The 11087-nt window shown below is 67.0% G+C and carries 13 protein-coding genes and 1 tRNA gene; 12 read left to right on the forward strand and 2 right to left on the reverse strand.

The genetic code is table 11. The features are described 5' to 3' along the window. On the forward strand, positions 1–286 hold a 286-nt coding region (locus INE98_RS02210; protein ID WP_293536194.1), incomplete at its 5' end, for a DUF1223 domain-containing protein. Between the two features lie 231 nt (positions 287–517). After that, on the forward strand, positions 518–853 hold the full coding sequence (locus INE98_RS02215) for a DUF2794 domain-containing protein (protein ID WP_293536195.1): 336 nt from the start codon (positions 518–520) through the stop codon (positions 851–853). Positions 854–916: 63 nt separating this feature from the next. On the opposite strand, the gene INE98_RS02220 is transcribed toward INE98_RS02215, so the two are convergent. After that, on the reverse strand, positions 917–1669 hold the full coding sequence (locus INE98_RS02220; RefSeq protein WP_293536197.1) for a Bax inhibitor-1/YccA family protein: 753 nt from the start codon (positions 1667–1669) through the stop codon (positions 917–919). Between the two features lie 98 nt (positions 1670–1767). Between INE98_RS02220 and thpR the strand changes: the two genes are divergently transcribed. Beyond that, positions 1768–2322 (forward strand): RNA 2',3'-cyclic phosphodiesterase, encoded by a 555-nt coding sequence (thpR, locus tag INE98_RS02225; RefSeq protein WP_293536199.1) that lies wholly within the window; start codon positions 1768–1770, stop codon positions 2320–2322. Positions 2323–2332: 10 nt separating this feature from the next. Beyond that, complete coding sequence (locus INE98_RS02230; RefSeq protein WP_293536201.1) at positions 2333–3133, forward strand: undecaprenyl-diphosphate phosphatase; 801 nt, start codon at positions 2333–2335, stop codon at positions 3131–3133. Position 3134: 1 nt separating this feature from the next. Here the strand turns inward: INE98_RS02230 and INE98_RS02235 are convergent, their stop codons facing one another. Next, positions 3135–4100, reverse strand: a complete 966-nt coding sequence (locus INE98_RS02235) for a complex I NDUFA9 subunit family protein (protein WP_293536202.1) — start codon at positions 4098–4100, stop codon at positions 3135–3137. Between the two features lie 151 nt (positions 4101–4251). On the opposite strand from INE98_RS02235, the gene INE98_RS02240 reads away from it, so the two are divergent. The 8 genes from INE98_RS02240 to rpoN all read left to right on the forward strand — a co-directional run. Beyond that, positions 4252–4338 (forward strand) — tRNA-Leu (locus INE98_RS02240). A 52-nt stretch (positions 4339–4390) separates the two neighbouring features. Continuing rightward, entirely contained in the window at positions 4391–5008 is a 618-nt protein-coding gene (locus tag INE98_RS02245) for a ribonuclease D (protein ID WP_293536204.1), read from the forward strand. Positions 5009–5029: 21 nt separating this feature from the next. Then, positions 5030–5656 carry an LPS export ABC transporter periplasmic protein LptC gene (gene lptC / locus INE98_RS02250; RefSeq protein WP_293536205.1) on the forward strand — a complete coding sequence of 209 codons (627 nt, stop codon included), beginning with the start codon at positions 5030–5032 and terminating at the stop codon, positions 5654–5656. 18 nt (positions 5657–5674) lie between these two features. Beyond that, the gene (locus tag INE98_RS02255; RefSeq protein ID WP_293536207.1) at positions 5675–6244 is read left to right on the forward strand and encodes an LptA/OstA family protein; all 570 of its coding nucleotides are present in this window, start codon (positions 5675–5677) and stop codon (positions 6242–6244) included. A gap of 6 nt (positions 6245–6250) precedes the next feature. Next, positions 6251–6988 (forward strand): LPS export ABC transporter ATP-binding protein, encoded by a 738-nt coding sequence (lptB, locus tag INE98_RS02260; RefSeq protein WP_293536209.1) that lies wholly within the window; start codon positions 6251–6253, stop codon positions 6986–6988. Positions 6989–7037: 49 nt separating this feature from the next. Continuing rightward, on the forward strand, positions 7038–8537 hold the full coding sequence (locus INE98_RS02265) for a sulfatase (RefSeq protein ID WP_293536210.1): 1500 nt from the start codon (positions 7038–7040) through the stop codon (positions 8535–8537). A gap of 13 nt (positions 8538–8550) precedes the next feature. After that, a complete protein-coding gene (locus tag INE98_RS02270; RefSeq protein WP_293536212.1) occupies positions 8551–9525 on the forward strand; it encodes an alpha/beta hydrolase in 975 nt (324 codons plus the stop codon). A 69-nt stretch (positions 9526–9594) separates the two neighbouring features. Continuing rightward, a partial coding sequence (rpoN, locus tag INE98_RS02275; protein ID WP_293536214.1) for an RNA polymerase factor sigma-54 occupies positions 9595–11087 on the forward strand: 1493 nt, incomplete at its 3' end.

Below are 11087 nucleotides of genomic sequence, written 5' to 3' on the forward strand. Positions count from 1 at the left end.
CAGGGTCGCCGCCGGTCGGGCCCCGAGAGGCGGCGCAGAGGTCTGGATGGTGAGGTACGATCCAAGACCGCGGAGCGTCCAGGTCAGGCGAGGCGACAACCGCGGTCAGACGGTCGTGGCGGTCAACGCCGTCCGGGAACTCCGGAGACTGGGAACCTGGCGAGGCCGAGATCTGGCCTGGAACCTGCCCGAGGCGTCGGAGCCCGGCCTTGTCACCGTCGTGGTCGTCCAGGCGCCGCGCGGCGGACGCATCCTGTCTGCAGAACGAAGCCAGCCTTCCGCCTGAGGCGCGCCGCTTCGAAGGGACGGGCTGGGGTGTCGGCTGGACCTCGAAGCGACCCCGGACGGGGGGCTGGGGGGGCTGTTCAGAAGCCCGGGATTCGGTTCCGGCCAGCCGACGAAGACACCCTCGGGGAGCTATCGGGCGGCCTCGCGACCGAAATAAGGTCTTTTCGCGGCCTGTTGTGTGCCCGCGTGGCGATTGCCCGATGCAACGAGGGGGGGCTAACCTGCCTGCATGTCGGCGGACTCTTTCCCGGCGGCCGGATCTCCGGGCCGCGTCTTCTTCGAGCGTGCGGAGTTCACCCGCATCCTGAACCTTTACGGACGCATGGTCGCGGCCGGCGAGTGGAAGGACTACGCCATCGATCCCCTGCCTGACGCCTGCGTGTTCTCGGTCTTTCGCCGGTCTTCCGAGGCCCCTGCCTACCGGATCGAAAAACGCCCGGCCCTGGCCCGCCGCCAGGGCGCCTGGGCGGTGATTGGCGAAGGCGGCATGATCCTGAAGCGGGGCCATGACCTGGCCCAGGTGCTCACCGTGTTCGACTCCCGCAGGTTCCGCGTCGTCGACTGAGCCGAAAGGAAAAGGGCCCCGGCGGTCTCCCGCCGGGGCCCGGATCCGGAACGTCTTGGTTCGTCAGCGGCGCTCGCCCAGCAGGCTGAGCAGGAACTGGAACAGGTTGATGAAGTTCAGGTAGAGGCTCAGGGCCCCGTAGTTGGTGGCCACGGCCGTTGAGCCTTCATCGCCGCCAAGGTCGTAATACATCATCTTCAGGCGCTGGGTGTCGAAGGCGATCAGGCCCGCGAAGATGAAGACGCCGAGGACGCTGATGACAAAGCTCATCATGGGCAGCTTCAGGAAGATGTTGACCAGAGAGGCCAGGATCAGGCCGATCAGGCCGACGATCAGGAAGCTGCCAAGGCCTGAGAGGTCACGCTTGGTGGCGTAGCCGTAAAGGGACAGGGCCGCGAAGGCGATGGCGGTGATCAGGAAGGTCGAGGCCAGAGCCTGACCGGTGTAAACCAGGGTGAGGACGCCCAGGGAGGCGCCCATCAGGACGACGATGCTCCAGTAGGCGATGGCCGCGCCCCGGGGGGTCTGCCCGCCCTTGGAGAAACTTGAGAAGAGGATGATGGCGAGGGGCGCGAAGCTGACGATCAAGCCCAGAGGGGTCATGCCCGCCATCCGCCCGTCGGCGGAGACGGTGTACATCAGGTCGCGCACCGGCGGGAACATGCCGGTGAACCAGGCCATGGCGCCGGAAACCACCAGGCCCAGTGCAACCTTGTTGTAGACGCCGAGCATGAACTGTCGCAGGCCGGCGTCGACGGCCATGTCGGCGCGATCCACCAGAACGGTATGGGCCGACCTGTTGTTGAAGTCGTTCATCGAACGAGGGTCCTTTCCGTTCGCCCGGAGCGGGCGTGGGGAGAATATCGGTGCAGCGCGCGTCTTGTGCAAGCATATCGCGAAGGTAGGCTGTCGCCATGATCCGTCTGTTCGCCGCCCTGAGTCTGCCGGACGAGGTCGCTGAGGCGTTGGCCCCCTTCCAGCAGAACCTGCGCGGCGCCGACTGGCGTCCCCGTGAGGCTCTTCACATCACCCTGAAGTTCGCAGGAGACCTGCCCGGGAACCTTGCCGATGATCTCGACGCCGAACTCTCCAGGATCGGCGGCGCGCCCCTGACCCTTCATCTCGCCGGGGCCGGCGCCTTCGGAGAGGGGCGCGACATTCACGCGGTCTGGGCCAGGGTGGCGCCTTCCGCGCCCCTGTCCCGGCTGGCGCGCGCATGTGAGATCGCAGGACGGCGCGCGGGTCTGCCGCCCGACGCCCGGACCTATACGCCTCACGTCACCCTCGCCTACCTGAACCGCCCTTCGCCCGAGGCGGTGGCCGGGTGGCTCAGCTTCGCCGAGATCCTGAAGACGCCAGACTTCCGGGTCGACAGCTTCGGGCTGTATTCAAGCTGGCGCGGTCCCGACGGATCACGCTATCGGCTGGAGCGCAGTTATCCGCTCGACCGCCGGGCGGAGACCGGATGAGGAGCCGCCCATGCCCGAATGGATCTCCGCCATAATCCTGGGGGTGGTCGAGGGGCTCACCGAGTTCATTCCGGTCTCCTCCACGGGTCACCTGCTGCTGGCGAAGACGGCCCTCGGCCTGCCGCCGGGGTTCTGGGACACCTTCATCGTCCTCATCCAGCTTGGCGCCATACTTGGCGTGGTCGCCCTCTATTTCCGGAAGCTGTGGGACGTGGCGACGAGCCTCCCGGTCTCCCAGCGCTCGCGTCACTTCGTGCTGTCCGTCCTCGTCGCCTTCCTGCCCGGCGCCCTCGCCGGCGCCCTGCTGCATGACCTCATCAAGGGCGTGCTCTTCGAGAGTCCCAGACTCATCTGCTGGTCATTGATCATCGGCGGCGTTGTGCTCCTCGTCATTGACCGCCGGGCTCCGCCGGCCAGGGAGAACGACGCCATGGCCCTCAGCCTGAAGACGTCGCTGATCATCGGTCTGTTCCAGACCCTTGCCCTGATCCCCGGCGTATCTCGCTCCGGCGGGACCATTGTCGGCGCGATGCTGATGGGGGTCGAAAAGAGGGCGGCCGCGGAATTCTCCTTCTTCCTCGCCATGCCCACCATGGCCGGCGCCTTCGTACTCGATTTCTGGTCGAGCCGGGGGGACATCCAGGGTGACAGGATCGGTCTCCTGGCGCTTGGCTTCCTGGTCAGCTTCATCGTCGGCTACGCCGTCGTGAAGTTCATGCTCGAGATCGTCGGCCGCGCGGGTTTCGCGCCCTTCGGCTGGTGGCGGATCGTTGTCGGCGCCGCAGGGCTTGTCCTGCTCGGCTCGGCCTGACTCAGGCTGCGATCCCGCCAGACGCCCCGGCGAACTGTCCGCCCTTGCGGAAGCGGTAGAGGTAGGTCGGCAGAATGGCTTCTACGGTCTCGGGCGCGACGCCCAGGTCAGCGAGTCCCGGGAACTGTCCGGAAACGACATTGTCGACCTTGAGAAGCTCGACCTGGTCGGCTGTCAGGGGCGGGGCCATCGGGGTGAGGGCGAGGGGCGTGCAGAGTGTCCCCACGAGGCTGGCGACTGAAAAGGGCAGGGGCGCATAGAGCCGCCGGCGGCCGGTTTCCTTCTGGATCAGGTCCAGAATCTCCCGGAAGGTGAAGACTCCGGGCCCGCCCAGCTCGAAGGTGCGGCCCGCATGCTGGGACTCCAGAGTCACCGCCGCCGCCGCCCGCGCGACATCCCCGACGAAGACCGGCTGGAAGCGGGTGCGCCCGCCGCCGATCAGCGGCAGGAACGGGCTCACCACCGCCATCTCGGCGAACTTGTTGAAGAAGTCGTCGCCTGGCCCGAAGACGATGGAGGGGCGGAGAATGACCGCGGAGGGCAGGACCTCCCGGACCGCCGCCTCGCCTCCGGCTTTTGTTCGCGCGTAACGCGAGGCGGAGACCGGATCGGCGCCGAGGGCGGACATCTGGACCATCCGGGCCCCGACGGCGGAGGCGGCTTCCGCAAGGGTCCTGGCGGCGTCCACATGGACGGCCTGGAAGGTCTGCCGCCCGGTCTCGAAGAGCAGGCCGACGAGGTTGACGACGGCGTCGGACCCGTCCGTAGCCCGCGCCACTGATCCGGGGTCCCTCACATTGGCCTGCACCACCTCCACCTGGCCGACATCGCCCATAAGCCGCATGGCGTGCGCCAGATGAGGCTGACGCACGGCGACCCGGATGCGGGCGCCCCGTCTGGCGAGGGCCCGGACAATCTGGGCGCCGATGAATCCGGAACCGCCGAACACGGTGACGAGGTCGGGCATGACGTCTGGGCTCCGCGGTGCAGGACAGGACAGTGGGGATAGACGATGCCTCGCCAGCCTGCAATCAGCGCCTGCGCCCGAGGCTGCATGCCCGTTGACCGGGCGGGGACTTGGCCCTAAGGAAGCGCGCTCGCACGGTCCGACGGATCGGGCCCAGGTGGCGGAATTGGTAGACGCGCTGGCTTCAGGTGCCAGTGGCTTAACGGCCGTGAAGGTTCGAGTCCTTTCCTGGGCACCACCGTCCTCCTCCGGGGGGACGAAGCACAATCAACCGGCGGAGACGGCGGACCGTGGCGAACTATCTTCATGAAGGCGATCTTCCCGACGGCCTCTTCGAGGGCGTCGACTCCGTGGCTGTGGACTCCGAGACCATGGGCCTGCGCCTGGGCCGCGACCCGCTGTGCGTGGTCCAGCTCTCGGCCGGCGACGGCGACGCTCATCTGGTCCGGCTGTCCCGGCCCGGCTATGACGCGCCCAACCTGAAGGCCCTGCTCGCGGACCCGGCGGTCACCAAGATCCTGCACTTCGGGCGTTTTGACATCGCCATGTTCCGCCTGCACCTGGGGGTGGTGACGGCGCCCGTCTACTGCACCAAGATCGCCTCCAAGCTGGCGCGGACCTATACGGACAAGCACGGACTGAAGGACCTTTCCCGGGAACTCCTCGGGGTCGACATGTCCAAGGTGCAGCAGAGCTCGGACTGGGGGGCGCCGGCCCTGTCTCCTGAGCAGGTCGCCTATGCGGCTTCCGACGTCCTGCACCTGCACCGGCTGCGCGAGCGGCTGGACGACATGCTTCGCCGGGAAGGCCGCGCCGACCTGGCCGACGCCTGTTTCCGCTTCCTTCCGCACCGGGCCCTGCTTGACCTGGCCGGCTGGGAGGAGACCGATATCTTCGCGCATGCATAAGGCCGGGGTGGACCGTCGGCCATGACCGAGAGCCTTCTTCACCACGGCTCGCGCCCCTCGCATGAGGCCATGTCCTGGCGCCGCCGCTCTCAGCGGGTGCGCCTCCTGAGGCGGCTCCTGCCGGCCTTGATCGGCGTCATCCTGCTCGGTCTTGCAGGTTATGTCGCTGTGGCGGCGCTGTCCGGCCCGGGGACACGCCCGGTGGAGGCCCAGACGCCGATCCAGCTGGTGAAACCCAAGTTCGTGGGACAGGACCGGAGGGGGCGGGCCTTCACCTTGACCGCGCAGACGGCGACCCGCGACCCCGCTGATTACGACAGGGTCCTCCTGGACCGGCCGGTCCTCGTCCTCAACCGCGATCCCCAGGAGCCGATCCGTGTCTCCGCCCTGAAGGGTGACTTCAACGAGTCCGAGCATCTCCTGAAGCTGTCGGGCGACGTCCGGCTCAGCAGCGGGGATATCAGCTTCGCCACGGGCGCCTCCAGGTTCGACACCCTTCTCGGCGAACTGGTGGGGGATGGCGCCATTCAGGGTGTGGGTTCGCTTGGAGAAATCATCGCAAAGTCCTATGGCGTGTATGACAGGGGCGACCGTCTCGTGTTCGGAGGGGGAGTCAGGACCCGCCTCGAGCCGGGAACCGGGCCCTGAGCCCAGGGACGACTGTAGATGAGACACTCCCCCGTTGGCCGCCAGATGCCTTTCCTTGCAGGTCTGGTCTCAGGATTGGCCGCGATCGCCTCGGCCCTCACGATGCTCGCCCCGCTGTCGGCCTACGCCCAGCTGGCCCGGAACTCCCGCGCGCCGGTGGACATCACCGCAGACCAGCTCGAGCTGGTGAACAGCCAATGCGCCGCCGTATACAGCGGCCGGGCCGAGGCGCTGCAGGAAACAAGCCGACTGCGGGCGGACATGCTGAAGATCGTTTATGCGCCCGAGGCCGGCGGCAAGGATGGATGCAGCAGCGAACTGTTGAGCATGGAAGCCACAGGCACGGTCTTCTACGTCACTCCCGAACAGCGGGTCCGGGGCGACCGGGCGGTCTACGATGCGCAAACCCAGGTCCTGACCGTCACGGGGTCCGTGGTCGCCTCGCGCGGGCAGGATGTCATGAAGGGTGACCGACTGGTGGTGAACACGGTCACCGGGGACGCCCGCATGGAAGCCGGCGGCGGAACAGGGGGTCAGAGGGTCCGGACCGTGATCTTCCCGGGGGGCGCCCCCCAGACCCCGAAGTAGACGCCGATGAGCAAGCCTCCTGAACAGGATGGTCTGGTCGTGGACCAGATCGGCAAGACCTACCGCGGCCGGGCGGTGGTCAAGGGCGTCTCGCTTCGGCTGGGCCGCGGCGAAGTCAAGGGGCTGTTGGGGCCGAATGGCGCCGGCAAGACAACCTGCTTCTACATGATCACCGGTCTCGTCGCCGCCGACCAGGGTGCAATCTGGCTGGACGGGGAGAACATCACCGATCAGCCGATGTACCAGCGCGCCCGGATGGGGCTGGGCTATCTGCCCCAGGAGCCGTCAATCTTCCGTGGCATGACCGTGGAGGAGAACGTCATGTCGGTCGCCGAGTTGAGGGAGCCAGACCCGAGCCGTGCGCGGGAGACCGTGTCGGGACTTCTCGCCGAACTCCGGATCGATCACCTCCGGAAATCGCCGGCGGTCTCCCTGTCCGGGGGAGAGCGGAGACGGGTCGAGATCGCCCGGGCCCTGGCCTCCGAACCCGCCTACATGCTGCTCGATGAGCCGTTCGCCGGCATCGATCCCCTCGCGATCGCCGACATCCGCGACGTCATCGGCTATCTGAGGGCGCGCGGCATCGGGATCATGATCACCGACCACAATGTGCGCGAGACGCTGGACATCATCGACCGCGCCGCCATCATCCACGCTGGCGAGCTTCTCCTGGAGGGAACGCCGGCCGAGATCGTCGACAATCCAGAGGTTCGGCGGGTCTATCTCGGGGACCAGTTCGCCTGAAGGTCCGCGCCCCCGACCGGGGGGCGGGCAAGAGAGGAAAAGGGGCCCCATGCCGCGAAACGCCGTCGTCATCCTCCTCGACAGCCTGAACCGGCACATGCTGGGCGCCTATGGCGGAACCGAATTCGCCACCCCCAATCTCGACGCCTTCGCCCGAACGGCCGTTCGGTTCGACAACCACCATACCGGCTCGCTTCCCTGCATGCCCGCCCGGCATGACATTCTCTGCGGCGCCCTCGACTTCCTCTGGCGGGCCTGGGGTTCGGTGGAGATATGGGAGGATGCGATCACCTACGAGCTGCACAAGGCCGGCGTGGTCTCCCAGCTCATCTCCGACCACCCTCACCTGTTCGAGACCGGCGGCGAGAACTACCATGTGGACTTCACCGCATGGGCCTATGAGCGTGGGCACGAGGGTGATCCCTGGAAGACCCGGCCTGATCCCAGCTGGGCCGGCGCGCCCATCTTCGGACGGGATCACATGCCTTATCACGACAGCAGGGGATGGTTCCGCGACGAGTCCGACTTCCCGGGTCCGAGGACCATGGCCGCCGCCGCGCGCTGGATCGAGGAGAACGCCGGCTGGCATGACCGTTTCTTCCTGTTCATCGACGAGTTCGATCCCCACGAGCCTTTTGATACGCCTGAGCCCTGGGCCTCCATGTATGATCCCGACTACGAGGGGCCGCCCATGATCTGGCCCCCGTACATGCAGGGGGCGCTGGCGAAAGGGGTTCTGAGCGAGGCTTCCGCGCGCCGGCTCAGGGCCAGCTACGGGGCCAAGCTCTCCATGATCGATCACTGGCTTGGCCGGGTCTTCAGGGCGATCGAGGACAAGGGTCTGGCGGATGACACCCTCGTCGTGGTGTGTACGGACCACGGTCACTATCTCGGTGAGAAGGACATCTGGGGAAAGCCCGGGGTTCCCGTCTACAACACCCTGGGCCACATCCCGCTCATGATCCGTCATCCGGGGATTGCGCCCGGCACCTGCAGCGCCCTGACCACCAGCGTCGACCTGTTCGCCACCCTCGCCGACCTGTTCGGCGTCCAGGTCCGGCAGAGGACCCATGGCAGGTCCCTCCTGCCGCTTCTCAGGGGTGAGTGTGACAGCATCCGGGACCATCTGCTCACCGGGGTGTGGGGGCGGGAGGTTCACCTGGTCACTCGGGAGTGGAAGTACGCCCGGGCGCCTGTCGGGCCGAATGCGCCCCTGTCCATGATGTCCAACCGCTGGTCCACCATGCCCACCCACTTGATCGACCGACATGTGGCGCTTCCTCCCCCGGATCACCGCGCCTTCCTGGACCGGATGCCCGGCTCCGAGATACCGGTCATCCATCAGACCTATGGCGAGGGCGATCACCTGCCGTTCTGGGCTCGCACCCGGTCTTCGGGGCACTATCTCTTCGACAGGGCCTCCGATCCCGAGGAGGTCCGAAACCTTGCGGGACAGGCGCCGGAGGCCGACGCGGCGCGTCGTCTCAGCCTGGCCCTGAAAGCGATTGACGCGCCGGAGTCGCAGTTTGTGCGGCTCGGGCTGGACTGAACCGGAGATTCGGATGCCCCTGAGGACCCTGGCCGTCGCCGCGGCCGCCCTGTTTGCAGCCACCCTCGCAGGCTGCGCTCGTGACATTCCGTACGAGACCCTCAAGGCCAAGTACGCCAACCCGACGTCGAAGTTCGTCACCCTGGAGAACGGAGTCAGCGTCCATTATCGCGACCAGGGCCAGGCCAATGGCCCCCCGTTGGTTCTGGTCCATGGATTCGCGGCCAATCTAGATACCTGGGAGCCCTGGGTGGCCCGCCTTGGCGACACCTACCGGGTGGTGACCCTGGACCTTCCGGCCCACGGTCTGACCATGACCCCGCCCGGCTATCGGATATCCACCGCCGGACAGGTGGAGGTCATCGACCAGCTGACCCGGCGGCTCGATCTGGGCCCTTTCGTCCTGGCGGGGAACTCCATGGGGGGCGGCGCATCCTGGAACTTCGCCCTCAGCCACCCGGACCGCCTCCGGGGGCTGATTCTCGTGGCTTCCGTCGGGCCCCGACCGGAAGCTGAACCTGGAGCCGAACCCAGGGAAGGCCCGCCGGCTGTCTTCCGGGTCATGGCCAATCCGGTGGGGCGCGCCGCCCTGCGCACCCTTGATCCCCGCCCGCTCGCGGAGCCGGGCCTGAGACGGGCCTACGTGGATGAGACCCTGGTCACGCCGGCCCTCGTTGACCGGTATGTCGAGCTCGCCCTTGCGCCGGGGCGAAGGGAAATGATCCTCGCGGGCCGGGAGAGACCGAACCGCGTCTCCCCGGACGCTGTCGCCGGGGTCTCGGTCCCGACCCTTGTGATGCAGGGCGAAAAGGATGTGGTCGTGCCCCCCGGGGTCGGCCGGCGGCTGGGCGAGCTCATTCCCGGCGCACGCCTTATTCTCTACCCGGAGGCTGGCCACGTTCCCATGGAACAGATTCCGGACCGCTCTGCAGCGGATGCCCGCGCCTTCATCGAGTCCCTCCAGACGTTGAAATCTTCGGGGAAGTGAGCCTCCGTTAACCAAACGGTTGCCATCCGGGGCTAATCTGCAAGCAAGAAGCAGGCCAAGGAGGCGGAGTTGGCGCTTGGCGCACGACTCGAGGTTCGGCAGGGACAGGGGCTGGTCATCACGCCCCAGCTGCAGCAGGCGATCAAGCTGCTGCAGTTGTCGAACATCGAGCTCGAGGCCTTTCTGGAAGCCGAGCTCGAGCGCAATCCTCTCCTTGTCCGCGAGGAGATCGAGCTGGAACCTGACGCTGATGAGCTTGCGCCATGGTCCGACAGTGTGGTCGCCACGGATGAGATTCCGGATTCCGGCGCAGAGCCGGACATGGACATCTCGCGGGATTCAGAAGCCTCGCCCGGGGAAAGGGCCACCGGGGATCTGGCGCCGGACGGCGACGCCGGAGGAACGATCGACTGGACCCGCACGGGCTCCGGCGTCTCTCTTCCGGAGGCCGGCGAGGACTTCTCACAGCCCTTCGCGGGGCCCTTGACGCTCCGGGAGCACCTGACCGAGCAACTCGTCATCTCGGGACTTGAGGGTCCGCAGTACGCCGCCGCCCTCGTGCTGATCGATGCGGTGGATGACGACGGCTACCTGCGGGTCGATATAGCCGAGACCGCCGAGCGCCTCACCTGCGACGAATCGCTTCTCGAGGACGTTCTGTCGGTGCTCCAGGGCTTCGAGCCTGTCGGCGTTTTCGCGCGCAACCTCAGGGAGTGTCTCTTCCTTCAGTTGCGGGAGAAGAACCGCTGCGACCCGGCCATGCGTGCGCTCCTCGATCACCTCGAACTGCTCGCGCGCCGGGATCTTGCGGCGCTGAAGCGGGTCTGCGGCGTCGATGACGAAGACCTGAGGGACATGATCGCCGAGGTTCGCGCCCTGAGCCCCCGCCCAGGGGCGGCCTTCGGCGGCGAGCCGTCCGTTCCGATGATCCCGGACGTGGTCGTCCGGCAGGGTCCCGAAGGACTTTGGGACGTCGAGTTGAACAGCGACACGCTTCCGAGGCTGCTCGTCGACCGCCGCTTTTTCGCGCGGGTTTCTGCGGGCGCCCGTACCGACGCCGACAAGACCTTTATCGCCGATTGCCATTCGCAGGCCAACTGGCTCCTGAAGTGTCTGGACCAGAGAGCGCGGACGATTCTGAAGGTCGCTTCGGAGGTCGTCCGCCAGCAGGATGGCTTTCTGGCCTTCGGCGTGAGCCATCTGAGGCCGCTCAACCTCCGCACCATTGCCGACGCCATCGGGATGCATGAGTCGACCGTGAGTCGGGTGACATCGAACAAGTACATTGCAACGCCCCGCGGCGTTTTCGAGCTCAAGTTCTTCTTCACCGCCGCCATCCCCTCCACAGGCGGGGGTGAGGCGCACTCCGCAGAGAGCGTCCGGCACCGGATCCGGCAGCTCATCGACGGCGAACGGCCAGGGGAGGATGTCCACTCCGACGACCGGATCGTCGAAATCCTCAGGACCTCCGGCGTCGACATCGCAAGACGAACCGTCGCCAAGTACCGCGAGTCGATGCGTATCCCTTCCTCCACCGAGCGCCGTCGCTTGCTGATGGCTGC

This window comes from Phenylobacterium sp. (assembly GCF_020253645.1).
Taxonomy (GTDB): domain Bacteria; phylum Pseudomonadota; class Alphaproteobacteria; order Caulobacterales; family Caulobacteraceae; genus Phenylobacterium.

Bases quoted from the DNA above. Each gene is read 5' to 3' on its own strand.
- INE98_RS02215 (WP_293536195.1), top strand. From the start codon at position 518: ATGTCGGCGGACTCTTTCCCGGCGGCCGGATCTCCGGGCCGCGTCTTC.
- INE98_RS02220 (WP_293536197.1), bottom strand. From the start codon at position 1,669: ATGAACGACTTCAACAACAGGTCGGCCCATACCGTTCTGGTGGATCGC.
- thpR (WP_293536199.1), top strand. From the start codon at position 1,768: ATGATCCGTCTGTTCGCCGCCCTGAGTCTGCCGGACGAGGTCGCTGAG.
- INE98_RS02230 (WP_293536201.1), top strand. From the start codon at position 2,333: ATGCCCGAATGGATCTCCGCCATAATCCTGGGGGTGGTCGAGGGGCTC.
- INE98_RS02235 (WP_293536202.1), bottom strand. From the start codon at position 4,100: ATGCCCGACCTCGTCACCGTGTTCGGCGGTTCCGGATTCATCGGCGCC.
- lptC (WP_293536205.1), top strand. From the start codon at position 5,030: ATGACCGAGAGCCTTCTTCACCACGGCTCGCGCCCCTCGCATGAGGCC.
- INE98_RS02255 (WP_293536207.1), top strand. From the start codon at position 5,675: ATGAGACACTCCCCCGTTGGCCGCCAGATGCCTTTCCTTGCAGGTCTG.
- lptB (WP_293536209.1), top strand. From the start codon at position 6,251: ATGAGCAAGCCTCCTGAACAGGATGGTCTGGTCGTGGACCAGATCGGC.
- INE98_RS02265 (WP_293536210.1), top strand. From the start codon at position 7,038: ATGCCGCGAAACGCCGTCGTCATCCTCCTCGACAGCCTGAACCGGCAC.
- INE98_RS02270 (WP_293536212.1), top strand. From the start codon at position 8,551: ATGCCCCTGAGGACCCTGGCCGTCGCCGCGGCCGCCCTGTTTGCAGCC.